This window comes from Shewanella rhizosphaerae (genome assembly GCF_019457655.1).
Taxonomy (GTDB): domain Bacteria; phylum Pseudomonadota; class Gammaproteobacteria; order Enterobacterales; family Shewanellaceae; genus Shewanella; species Shewanella loihica.
Genome location: NZ_CP080420.1, coordinates 2,318,325 through 2,335,965, shown reverse-complemented (window position 1 = coordinate 2,335,965; position 17,641 = coordinate 2,318,325). Strand labels below are relative to the sequence as shown.

At 49.7% G+C, this 17,641-nt stretch carries 14 protein-coding genes and 3 tRNA genes; 10 read left to right on the top strand and 7 right to left on the bottom strand.

Features of this window, described 5'->3' with window-relative positions; all coding sequences use genetic code 11:
- Window positions 1–252: 252 nt before the first annotated feature.
- From K0I63_RS10405 to K0I63_RS10395, 3 genes are all read right to left on the bottom strand, one after another.
- A complete protein-coding gene (locus K0I63_RS10405) occupies window positions 253–3,435 on the bottom strand; it encodes an efflux RND transporter permease subunit (protein ID WP_220080991.1) in 3,183 nt (1,060 codons plus the stop codon).
- Window positions 3,436–3,441: 6 nt separating this feature from the next.
- On the bottom strand, window positions 3,442–4,629 hold the full coding sequence (locus tag K0I63_RS10400; RefSeq protein ID WP_220080990.1) for an efflux RND transporter periplasmic adaptor subunit: 1,188 nt from the start codon (window positions 4,627–4,629) through the stop codon (window positions 3,442–3,444).
- Between the two features lie 670 nt (window positions 4,630–5,299).
- Window positions 5,300–6,499 carry a phosphotransferase gene (locus K0I63_RS10395; RefSeq protein WP_220080989.1) on the bottom strand — a complete coding sequence of 400 codons (1,200 nt, stop codon included), beginning with the start codon at window positions 6,497–6,499 and terminating at the stop codon, window positions 5,300–5,302.
- A gap of 178 nt (window positions 6,500–6,677) precedes the next feature.
- Between K0I63_RS10395 and K0I63_RS10390 the strand changes: the two genes are divergently transcribed.
- The gene (locus K0I63_RS10390; RefSeq protein ID WP_220080988.1) at window positions 6,678–7,373 is read left to right on the top strand and encodes an SDR family oxidoreductase; all 696 of its coding nucleotides are present in this window, start codon (window positions 6,678–6,680) and stop codon (window positions 7,371–7,373) included.
- 76 nt (window positions 7,374–7,449) lie between these two features.
- Here the strand turns inward: K0I63_RS10390 and K0I63_RS10385 are convergent, their stop codons facing one another.
- Window positions 7,450–8,529 (bottom strand): hypothetical protein, encoded by a 1,080-nt coding sequence (locus K0I63_RS10385; RefSeq protein WP_220080987.1) that lies wholly within the window; start codon window positions 8,527–8,529, stop codon window positions 7,450–7,452.
- 121 nt (window positions 8,530–8,650) lie between these two features.
- Here K0I63_RS10385 and K0I63_RS10380 point away from each other — a divergent pair, with 121 nt between their 5' ends.
- The 4 genes from K0I63_RS10380 to K0I63_RS10365 all read left to right on the top strand — a co-directional run bounded on the left by K0I63_RS10380 (window position 8,651) and on the right by K0I63_RS10365 (window position 11,539).
- A complete protein-coding gene (locus tag K0I63_RS10380; protein ID WP_220080986.1) occupies window positions 8,651–9,217 on the top strand; it encodes a GNAT family N-acetyltransferase in 567 nt (188 codons plus the stop codon).
- A 55-nt stretch (window positions 9,218–9,272) separates the two neighbouring features.
- The gene (locus K0I63_RS10375; protein ID WP_220080985.1) at window positions 9,273–10,604 is read left to right on the top strand and encodes an NAD(P)/FAD-dependent oxidoreductase; all 1,332 of its coding nucleotides are present in this window, start codon (window positions 9,273–9,275) and stop codon (window positions 10,602–10,604) included.
- Window positions 10,605–10,718: 114 nt separating this feature from the next.
- A complete protein-coding gene (locus tag K0I63_RS10370) occupies window positions 10,719–10,994 on the top strand; it encodes a hypothetical protein (RefSeq protein ID WP_011865802.1) in 276 nt (91 codons plus the stop codon).
- A 212-nt stretch (window positions 10,995–11,206) separates the two neighbouring features.
- The gene (locus K0I63_RS10365; RefSeq protein ID WP_220080984.1) at window positions 11,207–11,539 is read left to right on the top strand and encodes a hypothetical protein; all 333 of its coding nucleotides are present in this window, start codon (window positions 11,207–11,209) and stop codon (window positions 11,537–11,539) included.
- A gap of 119 nt (window positions 11,540–11,658) precedes the next feature.
- Here the strand turns inward: K0I63_RS10365 and gap are convergent, their stop codons facing one another.
- Together gap and K0I63_RS10355 are read right to left on the bottom strand one after the other, a co-directional pair.
- Complete coding sequence (gene gap, locus K0I63_RS10360; protein WP_144199353.1) at window positions 11,659–12,669, bottom strand: type I glyceraldehyde-3-phosphate dehydrogenase; 1,011 nt, start codon at window positions 12,667–12,669, stop codon at window positions 11,659–11,661.
- Between the two features lie 211 nt (window positions 12,670–12,880).
- A complete protein-coding gene (locus tag K0I63_RS10355; protein ID WP_011865799.1) occupies window positions 12,881–13,687 on the bottom strand; it encodes a DUF2989 domain-containing protein in 807 nt (268 codons plus the stop codon).
- A gap of 236 nt (window positions 13,688–13,923) precedes the next feature.
- Here K0I63_RS10355 and K0I63_RS10350 point away from each other — a divergent pair, with 236 nt between their 5' ends.
- The 5 genes from K0I63_RS10350 to K0I63_RS20060 all read left to right on the top strand — a co-directional run bounded on the left by K0I63_RS10350 (window position 13,924) and on the right by K0I63_RS20060 (window position 16,519).
- Window positions 13,924–15,360 carry a glyceraldehyde-3-phosphate dehydrogenase gene (locus K0I63_RS10350; protein WP_011865798.1) on the top strand — a complete coding sequence of 479 codons (1,437 nt, stop codon included), beginning with the start codon at window positions 13,924–13,926 and terminating at the stop codon, window positions 15,358–15,360.
- A gap of 234 nt (window positions 15,361–15,594) precedes the next feature.
- Window positions 15,595–15,670, top strand: a tRNA-Gly gene (locus K0I63_RS10345).
- Window positions 15,671–15,705: 35 nt separating this feature from the next.
- Window positions 15,706–15,779, top strand: a tRNA-Cys gene (locus tag K0I63_RS10340).
- Between the two features lie 38 nt (window positions 15,780–15,817).
- A tRNA-Leu gene (locus K0I63_RS10335) sits at window positions 15,818–15,904 on the top strand.
- 465 nt (window positions 15,905–16,369) lie between these two features.
- Window positions 16,370–16,519, top strand: coding sequence for a DUF2474 domain-containing protein (locus tag K0I63_RS20060; RefSeq protein ID WP_350354940.1), 150 nt, complete (start codon window positions 16,370–16,372; stop codon window positions 16,517–16,519).
- Window positions 16,520–16,772: 253 nt separating this feature from the next.
- Here the strand turns inward: K0I63_RS20060 and fdhD are convergent, their stop codons facing one another.
- Window positions 16,773–17,633 (bottom strand): formate dehydrogenase accessory sulfurtransferase FdhD, encoded by an 861-nt coding sequence (gene fdhD / locus K0I63_RS10325; RefSeq protein WP_220080983.1) that lies wholly within the window; start codon window positions 17,631–17,633, stop codon window positions 16,773–16,775.
- Window positions 17,634–17,641 lie beyond the last annotated feature (8 nt).

Here is a 17,641-nt window from a genome sequence, read left to right as displayed (position 1 = left end):
CTAAATTCTGGCTATAGGAATTATTTGAACCCAGGGCTCCTAATGCTCACTCTTTTTTAGAGAACGCTGGCTATCTCTTCATCACATAAAGAATAACGCTTCCAGAAATGAAAGCCTTTTCTCGTTTCTTTGTTCATTTTCAGGGAATGTTTGAATCAAGGTACCAAAGCATTCTCGCGCTGGAGAAGATCTTGATTGTAAAAAAGCCCGCTCAAAAGCGGGCTTTTTCTGTTTAAGCGAGTGGCAATCAGACTACTGCTCTGAAACCACAGGCTGGTTCATCTTAACGCCGGTAATTCGGTTGTATATCCAACTAAACGCAGACTTGGTATCCTCGATCGCCACATAGAGACATGGAATGAGCACCAGAGTCACTATGGTGGCGAACAGTACGCCGAAGGCGAGCGATACCGCCATAGGGATCACCATCTGAGCCTGCATGCTGGTCTCGCTCATGATGGGCACCAGGCCGATAAAGGTGGTCAGCGAGGTTAGCAGGATCGCCCTGAAACGGCGACAACCTGCCTCAATCACGGCAACCTTCATGCTGATACCGGCCAGTCGGGCGCGGTTGATGTAATCCACCATCACCAAGGAGTCGTTCACCACCACCCCGGCGGCGGCAATGATGCCGAAGAGGGAGAGGGCGCTTAGGTCTATCCCAAGTAGCATGTGGCCGAGCACAGAGCCAATGATGCCAAAGGGGATCACTGACATGATCATCATTGGCTGCACATAGGACTTAAGCGGCACGGCCAACAGGCTGTAAATCACCAGCAGTGAGATGATGAAGTTACGCATCTGTGTATTGGCGCTGTCGATCTGCTCCTGAATGTTACCTGCCACCTCACTCTTCACCCTAGGATACTGACGCAGCAGCTCAGGGATAAAGTTATCACGAATGTCCTGGGCTAGCTTAAATGGCTCCGCCTGAGAGGCGTCCACCGAGGCCCAGACGTTGATGGTCCGGTTGCCGTTTTCACGCCGGATACCGCTGACCCCTTGCGTCACCTGGATCTCTGCGACCTCTGAGAGCGGGATCTCTGCGCCCTGTGGCGTGAGGATCATCACCTCGGTCACATGGGCGATGGAGTTACGCTGCTCCTCGGGATAGCGCAGCATCACCTTGATCTCTTCGCCGTTACGCAAAATACGCTGGGCCTCGAGACCGTAGAAGCTGGCGCTGACCTGAGAGGCCACATCGGCCAGGGTAAGGCCGACACTGTTAGCCAGAGGTTTGAGGCTAAATTGCACCTCTTTGGCGCTGGACTGGCGGCTGTCGTTGACGTCGCCAACGCCCTGCAGGCTGTTAAGCTTAGCCTTAAGCGCCTTCGCCGCGGCGATGAGTTGAGCCTCGTCTTTGCCTTCGAGACGGAAGCTGATGTCGCCATCGTCGCGGCCGCCACCGAAGAGGTTATCCTGAATATTGAAGGACTTCACCCCTGGGATCTGCGGCATGGCTGCACGCCAGCGCTCGGCGAGGGCAAAGGTATCTATGGGCCTTAGCTCTGGGGTCACTAGCTTAGTCATCACCTGGGCACGGGTTCTGCCTTGAAGATCGACTTGCATGTCGGCAATCATTCGTTGGCCAAACTCCTGTTCCAGCTGATCATCGACCTTATGCAGCGCCGCCTCGATCGCCAATGCGGCAGACAGGGTTGCTTGCTCTGATGAGTCCAGGTTCATCTCGACGCTGATGCGCGGGAAATCATGGGGGATCTTAGGTTGTCCCACGTAGCGTAGGATCCCGCCGGAGTATAGGCCGGCGCAGACCAGAATTAAGGAGATGAACAGGGCAATGATCATATATCTGTATTTCACCGACAATGTTAAAGACGGCTTGTACAGACGATAGATCACAAACTGCAGTCCATTGTCCACCTTGGCCTGTAAATAATTGACCCCGATACGCAGCAGGTTGATGGGATTCTTCGAGCCTGGCTTAACCTGGGTTTTATGTTTCATCTTGGCTAAGTGCGCCGGCAGGATGAGCTTAGATTCCACCAGCGAGAACAGTAGACACAAGATCACCACATAGCCGATCGACTGGCCGAAGGCCGAAGAGGGGCCATCGTCCATGGTGATGGGCAGGAAGGCGGCAATTGTGGTCAACACGCCGAAGGTGGCGGGCATGGCTACTTTCTTCACGCCGCGGATCACATTATCTATGCTCTGGCCTTTCTCTTCACATTCGGTATGGGCGCTCTCACCCATGACGATGGCATCGTCGACCACTATCCCCAGCACCAGAATGAAGGCAAACAGGCTGATCACGTTAATGGTGACATCTATCATGGCGGTCGGCATCAGTAGCAGCGTGCCTAAGAAACAGACCGGCAGCCCCATCATCACCCAAAAGGCCAGGCGAACCCGCAGGAAGAGGGCCAGCATGATAAATACCAAGATGGCGCCGCTCTTCATGCTGTCGAGCATAAGATCCAGACGGCCCTGCAGGTAATAGGTCATATCGACCCAGGTCTCCAGGTTCAAGCCCTGGGGCAGTGAGGCCTGTTTATCTTCGACGTATTGGTTAACCACCTTAGCCACATCCGTCATGCTCTGATCGTTTGATGCGCCCACGAAGAAAGTCACCGAGTTCTTACCGTTGAACTTGGAGTATTGAATACCCTCTTCGAAACCGTCGACCACATTGGCCACATCGCCAAGCAGCAACTTGGTGCCATCTTCTAGGGTGATCAGCGGCAGATTCTCAAATTCGTAACCGACATAGGCTTGATTTTGCACCCTCAGGCTGATGTAGCCGTTCTCGGCCTTGATTTGGCCGGCCGACATGTTGCGCGAATAACCGCGAACCGCCTTGGCGACATCGTTGAAGGAGAGGTTGTATTCGCGCAGCTTATCCTTGCTGACCTCGATAGACATCTCATAGTCCAGTCCGCCATAAAACTCAGTGATGTTCACCAGCGGCAACTGCATCAACTCATCGTGGATCTTCTCGCCGAACTCTTTGAGCTGCTTTGGCGGCAGGTCGCCATAGAGACTGATATAAAATACCTCCTGTCGATTCTTGATCCGCTCAACCCGCGGACGCTCCATGCCATCGGGGAAACTCGAGATAGAATCGATCTCAGACTTGATCTCGTCCAAGACCACCTGAGGGTCGTATGAGTCTTCGATACGAAAATAGCCCGATGCCGAGTTACGGTTCGAATAGGTGATAACACGCTTCAGGCCTTGTACCCGCTCCAGGGCTTCCTCGACCTTGATGGTGATCCCTTCCTCTACCTCTTGGGGCGCGGCGCCTGGATAGAAGGCACTAAACTCGACCCAGTTGGTTTCTGTCTGGGGAAAAAATTGTTTGCGTATGGTGCTGGCAGTGAGGAGGCCGCCGATAATGATGATGATCATCAGCAGGTTCGCCGCCACGCTGTTGCGGGCAAACCAGGCGATCATGCCTTTATTTGGATCTGGCATTCGCCCTTACTCCTTGTCTTCCATGGCCAGCTGATCGGCGACGGCTTCATCTTGTGTCGGCGTCTGTTTGTCATCGGCCAGGGCGAGTTTCATCCCTTCGATGGGATAATCCAGCGCCGAGGTGATGAGGCGCATGCCATCATCTAACCCGTCTCCGATAACTACCTGGGTGCCTTGCTGACGCAGTATATCTACCGATTTAAATGCGAGGGTGTTTTCCGGCGTCATGATGGCGACCTTGTCGTTAACCACAAGGTGTCTAGCGATGGTGGTGACATCCTGGGCCTGTGAGCCGTGGATCTGCGCCGTGATATAGCTGCCATATCTCAGCGGCTGTTTGTTGTCCTTCAGCCCATAGGGATCGATCACCTCGGCCACCAGATAGGTCATTCGGCTACGATTGTCGATAACGCCTTCGCTGCGCACTATCTGACCTTTCCAGGCGGTGTTCTCACCGGCAAAGTTTCCCTTGACCATGACTTGAGCACCCAGGCCCTTGTTGTCGAGGTAACGTATCTCCTTATCGGGCAGGGGAAGGCGGATCTCGGCTTTTTCCGTGCTAAGCAGCTTACCCACTTGGGTACCGGCGGAGACGTATGAGCCCAAACCTATATGGCGACTCTCGATCAAGGCATCATAGGGCGCCTTGATCACAGTGCGTTCGAGATTACGGGTCGCGCGCTTGAGGCCTGCTTCAGATGAATTGAGGCGGGCAACTTCTTGAGCCAGCTGGGGTTTACGCAGGCTCAGCTCGGTAGGGGTGCCGTTCTCGATTCGCTTCCACTCTTCGGCGGCCACCTTGCCATAGGCTTTTTCTTGTACCAGAGTCGCCTTTGCACTGGCCACTGTGGCCTTGGCATCGATAAGGGCGGCCTCGTAATCGCTGGGATCTATCTTTGCCAGTATCTGGCCTTTCTTCACGAAGCCACCGCGAACGAAAGCGTCGCTCAGGTAGACGATCTCACCGGTAACCTGAGACACAAGGTCAGTTTCATACTTGGCGTTGACGATACCGTAGGAGTTTACGGTAAAGGTCATGGGCTCCTTGTCGATAATCTCGACAGCCACGACGGGCGTATTGTCAACGACAGGTTTCTCTTCTGGTGGTTTTTTCATCGATGCTAGCACGGCAAAGGTGCCGCCCCCGAGCAATAGCACTGCGATGGGCAATACGAACTGTTTTACGGTAGCCACAAACACTTCCTCTTGTTGGAGCTAAGATAATAAATTTATTAATAAAAACGTTTTTATACTTAGGCGAAAGATTTTTTGCAGGGTAAATGTTATCGAAATAGGTAATTTGTTAAAGCGCTTAAATGTAAACAGGTATGTAATTTGCGTTGTATGGGCATTGGCAATTAGCGCCTGAGGCGCAAATGACCTGAACAAGGTCGAGTGAAAGGTAAAAGATTAGGCAAGATAGAGCCGAAAGAAACAGGCAAAAGAAAGAGAGTGTGATGCCGCGTTATTGGCTAACTTAGATAGCACATTTGGGTACTCACCCGTTTGCGTATATCGAGCACTCTCTTAGTATGATTGTAGCCCTTTTGGTGTGATTTGCCCCCTGTTTTCGGGCCTTTTGGACGCCTTGGGGATTCAGTCATTAGAGGCTAGCTTTGGGGTGTGGAGGCGCTTGCTGAAGCTGCCCAACATCAACTCAATGGCTCTATTAATAGTCGTAAATCAGTCGTCTTAAATCAGTCCTCTTAAATCAGTCGCCTTGAACCAGTAAACTTATACAACAATCTTAGACATTGGACTCAAGCATTGAACTTGGATAATGCACTCAAGCAATGAACTTGGATAATGCACTCAAGCAATAAACTTAGACAATAGGCTTAAACAATGGACTTAGCTATCACACTTAGCCGAGCGCATTTAGCGCTCTCTGAGTCATATCTTGGCTAAAGCCGTTGCGCTTATGATGCTCTGGCTGCCAGCCAGCAAGAAAGCGCTCAAAGTCGGCCCAGGCGAAGGGAAGTAGGTCATTCCACTCGTTTACCAAAGCCTCAATTTGCTCAGCCGCCCAACGACCAGAAAGCTGCTGTTTGAGGGCCTTAAAATAGTGGCTACAGGCAGCGTCATAATTAGTCACCAACTGAGCCTCGTCCAGGCAGCTACCCAGCAGATAGATAAAGTCTTTTACGCCAATGCCGGCGCCGACATATTGAAAATCTAACGCCGCCACACCGTCAACGCCTAAGCTTTCAACCTCTTTGTGAAAGCAGAAGTTGGCGACCTTAGCATCGCCATGAACTAAGGTTTGAAACCTGGCTTGATTGAGTCTAGCGTCGATCGCCTCTGCGGCATTTTTTAAAGGCGAATCCGCCATAATTTCAAGCTCATCGGGCCGGGTTGCCAGGTGCCAGTAGGTGCCTATTGGCCAAAGGCCAGCGTAGGGCGCTGCATTTGGAAACTCCTTTTCTGACGGATGGTCTTTTGTTGAAGCTTGAGAAGCTTCATAGGCAAATTTATTGGCAAGTTCATAGCCAAGTTCATAGCCAAGTTCATCGGCACATTCATAGGCAAACATGGCATGAAAACGGGCCAGCCATTCTATGCAGGCGTAAAGCTCGGCTTGGGTTAGGTTGATGCGGCGCTGATCGAACCCCTGTGCGTCGAGGTCGCTCATGACGAGCAACATCTCTTGGGTCTCAGTATCTTGATCTGCCACTAGAAGTTGGGGGAGGTTAAGCACGCCCTGACAACGGGGAGTGAAGTCGCGATACCAATTGAGCTCTACCTGATAAGAGCGCATCTTACGTTGGTGAGAGATCTCTGTGTCCCATTGGTGGGGATGGCTGCTCTGTGTTGGCGGCGCAATATGCTTAACGATGACAGTTTGCGAAGCAGACCTGTTAATTAAATCATCACGGGAGTTCTCATGCGGTCTTTCAGGCAGGTAATGCATCATAAAGCGAGCTATCTCGCCATAGCCACTCCAAAGGGTCTGCAGTTTACCTAGTTTTATGACTTTTTCGCATGAGAGTGTTTCGCAAAGCAGTTGCTCAATATTCAAGATAGAGGAATCCCAGCTAGTCACTGACATGACATAGGTTGTCATCAATTTGTCCCTATTGTCGCAGACAATAAAAACCGAGGAAAGGCGGCTTGCCGTCTTCCTCGGTTGGCCGTTTGCATATCCAGCGGTTATAGATGTGCAAAGATGGGTAAAACAGGCAAAACATCGAACCTTAGGTTATGATTCTTGTTGTTAACTATTGATGATGTAGGGAGTTGTTATGACAAAGCATGTGGTGATCACAGGGGCAAATCGCGGGATAGGCTTAGGCTTTGTCAGGCATTATCTGGCTAAAGGCGATAGAGTGAGTGCCTGTTGCCGGCAGCCCGCTCAAGCAAGTGCCTTGATCCAACTGGCGGAGATCCATGCCAACCTCAATATTATTCAGCTGGACGTCACCGATGATGTCTCGATGCACGCCTTACCCCAGCATTTAAATGATGCGGCCATCGATATCTTGATCAATAACGCCGGCTATTATGGCCCTAAGGGGATAGGTTTCGGTCAGCTTAGGGCGGCAGAGTGGCAGAAGGTGCTTGCGGTTAATACCATAGCACCCATCATGGTGACCCAGATCTGCTATCCCATGTTGCAAAAGGCGACTAATGCCAAGGTGATCTGTATCTCCTCGAAGATGGGGAGCATAGCGGATAACCAGAGTGGCGGCAGCTATCTCTATCGCTCATCAAAGGCGGGACTCAACGCGGCGCTTAAGAGCCTGGCTATCGACTTGAGCAGCGAGGAGATCTACTGCCTGGCATTTCATCCAGGTTGGGTACAGACAGACATGGGCGGGCCCAACGCGCTGATCACAGTAAATGAGGCTGTAGATCAGATGGCTAGATGTATCGAAAACCTGGACGCAACTCAGTCAGGCCAGTTTTTAAACTTCGATGGCCAGCTGATCCCTTGGTAGCGGTTAAGACAATTGGTTACAGGCTTGGGCGCTATGATTAACGGCCTATGGCTAACGCCCAAGCGAAGTATTTAGCTTATTTGGCCGGAAAGGCAGGTGAAATGCATTTTCTTACCGTAAAGCGATAACGGTATTTTGCCGTACTGTCTGGCACCACCTCGAGAATTTCATAGTCGTTGAGCTCGACCACGTTGGCATTCTCACTCTTTTCACAACGAGAACGGCTATCGGCCTCGAGGCGGTAGGCGAACTCGGCGATTAACTCGCGGATCTCACCCTGATAGGCGTGACGTAGTGAGGCATATTCTTTCGCTAACGATGCCTCGCTCTCTGCTTGGCGAGTTTGTTGATCATCTGTCTTTTCTTGGGCAGGTCCGGCGTTTGATAACGCTTCATCCTTCTCTGGCGCTTCAGCCCCGCGTTGCCTCTTTATTTCTAAATTGGCGGCCACCTCATCTGTTTTTGCGGTTAGCTGCTTGTCTTGACCTTTGTTCGACTCTCCCTTTACCGATTCCTCAATGGTCTTTAAATCGTTCAGCGCTGATTCCACTCTCTCCTCTACATCACCGATAAGCAAGATCAAATGGTAGAGCAAGACCAAGGAGAGGACGAATCTGACCATCAGGGTGGTGAAACGGTAATGACTGTTGCCGGTAAGGGAAAAGAGCTTGATACCAATGGGTTTTAACATCAGGGCTATCATGAGATAGAAAGGCATCAACAGCTGCACAAACAATAGCCCGATGGCGCTAATGCCCAGGATCCAGGCGGGCAGAAGCAGCAAGATGGCAAAGTTGTGGGTGTAGTTAAAATGCGTGGCCGGTACGCCCACCACCTCGTTAACAATGGCACCTGCCATTGCCAGAGCATAGTTGGCCACGATAGCGTAGAAGAGCAGCAATACCGCCTTACCGGCGAGCGAGTGCCAGATACGCTCAAACAGAGGCCAAAACTCCAGGGTGAGGGCAATTGTGGTAATGATGGCCACTAAGCCTAAATGTTCGCTCATCAACAGTGGCGCGGCCAGTAGGTAAAGCCTTTGTGGCAGCGTGAGGCGTTGCCACAGGTTCTTAAGGCCCTGGTTGAATCTTTGTGGTATCGAAGTGATCCGGTTGAGTTTGTCTTCCAGCGCAGGTTTTGAGAAATCTGTATTCACCCAATGACTCCATTATGATTTGGGATTGTTCAAGAAATATGCGCTTAATCGCATCCTTACTTCATTTAAGGGTTTTTATGTTACCTTGAGGTTAATTTAAGGTAAACAGACGAGTGAGGCGATGAGTAGCCAAGTAGAGATAAGACCCTTAGCGCAGGAAGATTTTGAGCGAGTCATCGCTCTTGGTAATCTGGTGCATGGCGATGGCTATCTCGATGAGCAGATGCTTAGCGAGATGCAGGATAAGGCTTTTAAATCTGGCCTCAATGCAAACTTTGTTGCCTACTTAGAGGGCGAATTAGTCGGCTTTCGGCTTACCTACGCGCCAGGCAATTGGTCGCTGGATCGCTGGTGCTCGCCAGCGCTTTGGCCTGTTGCACCCGAACATTGCTGTTATTTTAAATGTAACACGGTCGCCGAGGAGGCTAGGGGACTTGGCATAGGTAAGGCCCTGCTTGAAAGCTCGATTGAAACCTGTAAGGCCCAAGGCGCCTTGGCTGGCGTTAGCCACCTCTGGAAACAGAGCCCAGATAACTCAGCAGTGGGGTACTTTACCAAGGCTGGAGGCAAGCTTATCAAGGAACATCCTGAGCGCTGGAACAATAACCCAGATCATCCCGACTATATCTGCGTGCTGTGTGGCAGCGAATGTCATTGCGTCGCTTGCGAGATGATCCTGACTTTCTAGCTTAGGGAATCGACCAGCCACAACCTTATATCACTTTCTAAAAGTCCTAAACATTATGTCCTACGATCCTTTACTCAATGACTTTCCCGATGGTCAGCCCTGGCCAGACTCTTACTGGGCGAAGACCGTCTCTCGTCCTGCACTCTTGCCAGCTCTCAGCGGCCGGATGCAAACCGATGTAGCCATCGTCGGTGGAGGCTTTACTGGTTTGCTGACTGCCTATTATCTTGCCAGCGAGTTTAATATTGAGGCCAGGGTGTTAGAGGCGAATCAGATAGGCTTTGGCGCCAGCGGCCGCAATGCCGGTTTTGTGCTCAAAGGCTCTGGACGTATGGGCTATAGTCAGATGGCCAAGAAGTGGGGCATGGAGACCACCAAAGGGATCTATGGTGAGTTCACAAGCGCGGTGCGCCGCGTCGAGCAGTTGATTGAACAGCATGAGATCGCCTGCGATGCTCAGCCCAAGGGCTATCTTAAGATAGCGCACAACGCCAAGGCCTATAGCACATTAAAGGGAGCGGCCGACTTCATCGCCGAACATCTTGGCGATGATGCCCTGTTTCTCACACCCAGCGATCTTAAAGAGAGCTACATGGATAACCATCAAGCTTATGGCGCGCTGCGACTTAACGATGGTTTCGGTGTAAACCCCCTAAAACTCTGCTTGGGCTATAAGCGCGTGGTGCAATCCCTTGGCGTTCCCTTGCATGAAAATAGCTGCGTGCGGCAGTGGTTAAAGGAGGGACCTTACCATAGACTCATAACCGATAAGGGAGAACTGATCGCAAAGCAGGTTGTCAGTGCCGGTAACGCCTATACGCCTAAACGTTTTAATCAAGCGGTTGATAATCGCTACCTGCCCATACTGAGTAACATCATAGTGACTGCGCCTCTCACTGATGCGCAACTTGAGGCGACGGGCCTTAAGACACATCAGGTGGTGATGGATACCCGCAGGCTCAAGTACTACTATCGCCTACTAAGCGACAATCGCTTGCTGTTTGGTGGCCGCGGCGCAATAAGCGGCGCCGATGCCAGCGATCCTCGCTATGGAGAGCGATTAAAGAGCGCCATGGCAGATTGTTTTCCTGCGTTAGCCGATGTAACAGTTGATCATAACTGGACCGGATGGATCGCCGCCGCCTTAGACGATATGCCCCACGTCTTTAGTCAGGGAGATATGGGTTACAGTCTGGGCTATTGCGGTTCAGGCGTCGCTTTCTCAGCTCAGGCCGCCTATCGCCTGGCACAGCATATTGCCGGCGAGCGCTTGCCTGAGCTGCCGCTTTACCAATCACCACTGCCTAAGTTTCCCTTCGCGCGACTGCGACGCTTAGGACAAAGTGCCTATTATCAATATGCTTGGCTCAGGGACAGGTACAGTTAGGGTCGAATTTTTGATACCATAGCTCAACCACACGCAAAGCCGATGAGATGTTCTATAATTTTCTACTGTCGTTTTTTTAAACAGGTTAGAACTCATCGATAAAGGTTACCCGCTATGAAACATGTTGTAGATAAGATGCTCGATAAACATCAGAAACTGGTGCATTCAGAGGGCGTGAAAATTTTATCCCATACCCAGAGAGAGATTGATGAATGGGTGCAACATACGGTAACCATAGAAGGTTGTGACGCCCCCTTTAAGTTTCGCCGCACAAAGAAGTACCGCAGCCTACAGGGACACAAGGTAAATATGACCTATTACCCCGAGACTGAAACCGTTGCTGGCTTCGATTTTGAAGTGATGAAAGTGGTGCGTATCAAACGCTTCTAGCTTGATGCTATGTGCTATGTGCTATGTGCTATGCGCTTAGTGCAATTTGAGACGATAGCGCGCGATAGACGGCCAGGTCCGGCGGATTTAGTTTAAGATTTAGTGCCTGAATTGATTTAAAAGCTGATTAATCCATTTCGGGTAAGCCACTGTTCAGTTTGTGGCCAATATAATAGTGAAACGAAATAAGTGTTAGGCTTAAGAGGTTCACTATGCAAGCAAATGCCACCCCAAGACTCCAAGCACAGCTTAAACATATTCCAGCGGCGCAGGCCGGTGCACTTCACGCTGCCAATAGCCGAGCCTATTTTATCAAGCGTCTTATTCAGAGCGATTGCCAGCGGGTCACAGATTGCCTGGCGGAGCATTACTTCTTACCCGGCGCTATCGGTGTTAAGCAGCTCCTTTCCTATAAGAGTCGATTACTCGAACTCTATCGCTATGTGCTGTCGGCTGATCTTAGCTCTGCAGAGACAGACATTCTACTTGGGTATCTTTCGCAGGGGATCGCGAGCTTGGACGATGCCATGGCGCGCACTGTATAACGCGATTAAAAACCAACGCTAAGTCATACGACAGAACAGAAAAAGAAGTTGAAAGACGGATTCAAAAAAGGAGCCATTTAGGCTCCTTTTTTGTGAATGTAACTTAAATATAACTTTGCTTACTTGGCAGTCATCAGCGCAACTGCGTTGTCTAGCATACGGTTACTGAAGCCCCATTCGTTGTCGTACCATGCCATCACTTTAACCAGACGACCATTTACACGGGTCTGTGTCGCGTCGAAGTTAGAAGAGAATGGGTTGTGGTTGAAGTCGATAGAAACCAATGGCTCTTTGTTTACCGACAGCACTTCACTCATAGGTGCAACACTTGCCGCCTTCTCGATGATGGCGTTGATCTCTTCAACTGTGGTGTCGCGCGCGGCAACGAAAGAGAGATCCACCAGAGATACGTTTACTGTAGGTACACGTACTGCCATACCGTCGAACTTACCAGCCAGCTCGGGTACCACTAGACCAACGGCTGCAGCAGCACCGGTCTTAGTTGGGATCATAGACATAGCGGCGGCACGAGCGCGGCGTAGGTCTGTGTGATAAACGTCAGATAGACGCTGATCGTTAGTGTAAGCGTGGATAGTGGTCATCAGACCCGATTCGATACCAATCTCGTCGTTCAGCGGCTTAGCAAAAGGCGCCAGACAGTTAGTGGTACAAGAAGCGTTAGAGATCACTGTCATGTCAGAGGTGATCACATCGTTGTTTACGCCGTAAACAACCGTCGCGTCAACGTTCTTACCCGGTGCAGAGATGATCACTTTCTTCGCGCCAGCGTTTAGGTGTGGCTGAACCGCTTCTTTAGAAGTGAAGATACCGGTACATTCGAACACAACATCGACTTCAAGCTCGGCCCAAGGCAGTTTAGCTGGGTCACGCTCAGAGAAAGTTTGGATTTTGTCTTCGTTGACGTAGATAGCTTCGTCGTCGTGCTCAACTTTGGCGTTGAAGCGACCATGTACAGAGTCGTACTTAGTCAGGTGAGCGTTGATTGAAGCATCACCCAGGTCGTTGATGGCAACGATTTGGATGGGGTACTGCTTTTCGCTTTCATAAAGTGCGCGAAGTACGTTTCTACCGATACGGCCATAGCCGTTAATTGCTACGCGGATAGTCATCTCATATCCCTCAGGTAAATGTATAAAAATATCTGGTAGTAAAATTACCAAATTGACAGCTATCGTCAAGCAATATCGGGTTTTATTGGCTAGTTAGCTTAACAAATTTGCTGTTTTCTTTACAAAGATCAGATTTTTTACAAAAACCGAGCCGATTTCTGTAAAAAAAATACTAGTGGCAAACATTTTGCCAGCAAAGAGAATGGCTCAATTAAGACGAGGTATTTAACTGAGCGCGGATCTCACTAGAAGCGTAGTCACCGTTTTTCAGATGTTCCACTAAGGTATCGGCTTGTTCATCTAAAAAATGCGCCAGTTGCTGGTTGCCATTGATTAAGGCGTTCATTTTGGCATCGGATGCCGTGTTGCGCGTCATCAATACGTTGGCTTTTGAGAAGAGATAGGTTTTTTCCAGATCGTTTTGCTGGTGGTAGATGCTGGCAAGGCCTAATAGCCAGTCGGGATTAAAGCTGTCCGGATCGGCACTGTCTAACAGCTGCAGATATAGCGCCTTGGCTTTATCGAGATCCGACTTTTGGTAATAAGAGGCGAGACTGGCCAGTATCTCGAGATCTTTTATGCTGCCAGCCTGTTGTGCCTTAATCACGCGAGACAGGGCCGCCTGGTCATTTAGGCGGATCCAGTGATAGTAAGAGAGATAGAGATCCGGGTTGTCCTTGGTCGTCTCTCTCAGCTGCGCCAGGTTTTGGGCGCTGATGCCGAAGGCTCGCACCCTATCGTTGGTGCGCTCTGGGTGCATGATGTGCTGCACGCCAGCGGCCAGTTCGATGCATTTACTGTAATTTTCAAGATTGATTAGATGCTGATAAATCTGCTTGCCGGTGGGTGAGGGGGTGTTTTTAAGGGTATAACGCTTCTGGATCAGGTCGGCTCGCTCATATCGACACCAGCTATCACGATGTAGATCGTCGCAAAGCTCAGGATTATTTTTACAAATCGTGGCGGTATTAGCAGCATTATCACAGCCAAACAGGCTGAAAAGCGCCAAAAGAGACATAATTGGTGTAATGATTACAAAATTTAATCTCAAAAGCGTGTCTCCTTAGGATTTTATCTAATAAAATTACACGGTTAGAGAAAATATCTTACTAGATCGCAGGCTCACTTTTCATTACAATAGCGCCGACCAATAACAGGATTGACGTCCGATAATAATAGAGTATTGGTCTTTTCTTTTTGTTACTCAATCATTTCTACAATAAATGTAGTAAAAGTGAGATAAAGGATCTGTAAATGACCGCTGATAAACACCTACAAAGCTGGCAAGAACGTTTCGAAATGGCGGAGGCGATGCAGCCTCTACTTGGTAAGTTATATCGTAACCAAGGTGTAGAAGTCGTTCTATACGGTAAGCCACTTCTTAATGCTTCCACTATCGAGATCATTAAGTCACACCGTTTAGTGCGTCGTCATGTGGGTGACAAACTCAGATTACGCGAAAGTTTCCCGTTTGTTGAGGCACTTAGCAAACTAGCGGTGAAGCAATGTAAAGTTGATATCGGTAAATTAGCGGTTAACTACTGGCGCGAACATAAGGATGCGAGCCAGATCGAAGCCTACATGTCACAAGAGCTGGCTTCGGCAATCGATCATGAAGACAACCAAGAAGCACGCGATGTAGTGCTATACGGTTTCGGCCGTATCGGTCGTCTGCTTGCGCGTCTACTGATTGAAAGAACGGGTGTGAGCAACAAGCTGCGTCTTCGCGCTATCGTTCTGCGCGGCGGTCGTAAGGGCGATCTCGAGAAGCGCGCCAGCCTGCTGCGTCGTGATTCGGTACACGGTCCATTCAACGGCTCAGTAGAGGTCGATGAAGAAAACAACGCTATCATCGCCAACGGCACCTATATTCAGGTGATCTACGCCAACTCTCCAGATGAAGTCGATTACACGCGTTATGGCATCAACAATGCGCTGGTGGTCGATAACACAGGTATCTGGAAAGATGAAGATGGTCTGGGACTACACCTAAGATGTAACGGCGCCTCTAAGGTGCTGCTGACAGCACCGGCCAAGGGCGCAATTAAGAACATCGTTTACGGCGTTAACGAAAACGATATCCTGGATGAAGACACAATCGTCTCGGCGGCAAGTTGTACGACTAACGCCATCACGCCAGTGCTGAAGGCGGTCAACGACAAGTATGGCATCGTCAACGGTCACGTTGAAACGATTCACTCATACACTAACGATCAAAACCTGATCGATAACTACCACAAGGCCGATCGTCGTGGTCGCAGTGCACCGCTGAACATGGTGATCACCGAAACGGGTGCGGCCAAGGCTGTCGCCAAGGCACTGCCAGTGCTTGCTGGTAAGCTAACCGGTAATGCGATTCGCGTGCCTACACCAAATGTGTCTATGGCAATTATCAGCCTGAACCTGAATGGTGAAACCAGCAAAGAAGACATGAACGAGTACCTACGTAACGTCGCGCTATGTTCTGAGCTGCAAAACCAAGTTGACTTCACCGAGTCAACAGAGATCGTTTCTTCTGATCTGGTTGGTTCTCGCTACGCGGGTGTTGTCGACTCACAGGCGACCATCGCCGAGGGTAACCGCGCCATTCTTTATGTTTGGTACGACAACGAGTTCGGTTATAGCTGCCAGGTTGTTGGCGTAATGCAGAAGATGCTTGGTCTAAACTACCAGTCTCTGCCTGCTGCTTAAGCTTAGACGCTAGATAAATCTAAACGCCTCGGTAAGTACCGGGGCGTTTTTTTTATCCATAAGAAGTTGAATATGCTTAACAAAGAGTCACAAAGGTGATTAATGCAGCAGTTGATGCAACAAACCTTGTTTAAGCCATAAATAGACGTTGACACTTTTAGGTAAATCGGTAGAATTCCTTTCCGCAGTCAGGGGAAAGCTCGATAGGGCACTTGGCTGGCAAGCGTTTCAGATGCGACATTAGCTCAGTTGGTAGAGCGATACCTTGCCAAGGTATAGGTCATCGGTTCGAACCCGATATGTCGCTCCAAATTTACGGTCAAACCGTAAACCGCTTCACATAAAGGCGCGATGGCAGAATGGCTATGCTGCGGATTGCAAATCCGTCGATCTCGGTTCGACTCCGGGTCGCGCCTCCACTTTTCGTTTTAACGTAAATCACGATAAAACACACTTAGCCCGAGTGGTGGAATCGGTAGACACAAGGGATTTAAAATCCCTCGCTGGTAACAGCGTGACGGTTCAAGTCCGTCCTCGGGTACCACCTCCTGGGTCAAAATCAATAGCCCCAAATTTACGGTAATTGCTTTCCTAAAAGTTTCCCTTCAGCAACGTAAATCAGATAGTTTTAAAACATCTAGCTATCCCTCAAATCCTGTTTTTCGCCTACCTGATTAAATACTCGTAATTGTTACGTAAGCAATCAAAATTTGGCGTAAATTGCCTATCTGTTCTTGTCACTTTTTCTAAATCTCTCAGTTTTTCTGTCGTTTTACAGCAACCTATATTCACGGATTTTGGTGAGTCACAGAATTTAGAGGTGATGATAGTCTTGATTGAATCGGTCGATGAGGGGATTCAGCAAATCGATTTGACCCCGATGGCCCGACTATTATGATCAAAGCCATTAGAAATAAATATTTGCTCGGCCAAGCCTTATGCATGTTTAAGGTATTTGCTCCAGTTAACCTTGAGTGCTCAAAAGCCGGGAAGTTATCGAGAGGATCCTATGAGAAAAGATAGAAGTGATAAGTTAGGCTCAACAATGCATGAGTGGCTGTGGATGGGGGCGATTTGGACAGCTAGCGTACTGGTGCTCGCCGTGGTTGCTATGATAATGCGAGCCATGATGTTTGCGGCAGGCATGAGCAGTCATTGACCAGATAAAATTGTGCTCTATATACATTAGAGCCACTGGAATCCATAGAGGAACGAATTAAAGACAAATAGGCGTCTTGACGAGAACGGACTAGGACGATATCGAAAATCGGATTAGAGAATAATGGGCGAATGACTCTTGAGTTGTTCGCTTTTTTTTTGTAATCAGCTTTTGAAAACACTCTTCTATTGAGCCAGGACTGGCGGCAGCTTGGATATTCTCGAACAACACTTATGACAGTAATGTGAAGATTCTAACGATGCAGCGCCAGGACATTATTTCTCGTGGGGGCAGGGCTGTAAAGCCGAGGCGTACTCCTCTTGGGTAGATGAACAAGGTTGAGATTATGCCTTCGCGCCCATTCTACTGTTAATGCGGTTGGTGCTGAAAGCGTTACTAAGGTGGCTATCTTGGCGCGCACAGCTTTGTGGATCAACTCAAGGCTGCAACGGCTCGTCATTACAACAAACCCCTGCTGCGGTTCAGTTTTTGCCGTCACCATGGCACCTATGAGTTTATCTAACGCATTGTGCCGTCCAATATCTTCACGGCACAAGCTAATGTCGCCAAGTTCTTTGACGTAAAGGGCCGCGTGTAGCGCACCACTCTCTCGTGCGAGTATCTGCGCATCTTTAATACGTTCACGCAAACCAATAAATAACTGCGGATCAGGAGGTGTTGTGGGTGTCAGCGGGACGAGTTGCGGCAGGGCTTGCTCTAACGCTTCTACACCGCAGATGCCGCAACCGCTGGCACCAGCCATATGGCGACGCTGGGTCTTTAGTGACCAGAAGGCCCTATTGGAAATTTCGACCGCCGCATGGTGTGAATCTTTGCCAATGCTCAATTGCACCTCATATATTTCCCGCGACGACGCCACGATACCACTGCTGAGGCTAAAGCCTTTGACGAAGTCTTCGATATGGCCAGGCGTCACCATCATCACCGCATGGCTTATGCCGTTGTAGCTGATAGAGAGTGCCGTCTCGCTGGCTAACAGGTTTCTACCCATGGCCTGCTGCGGGTTCATCTCAAGGTATGAATATTGATTGGGCGACAGAGGAGAGAAGTTGGCCTCTGTTATCTCGCTCAGTTGGGGAAGTGTGCAGGGCATAGTGATCT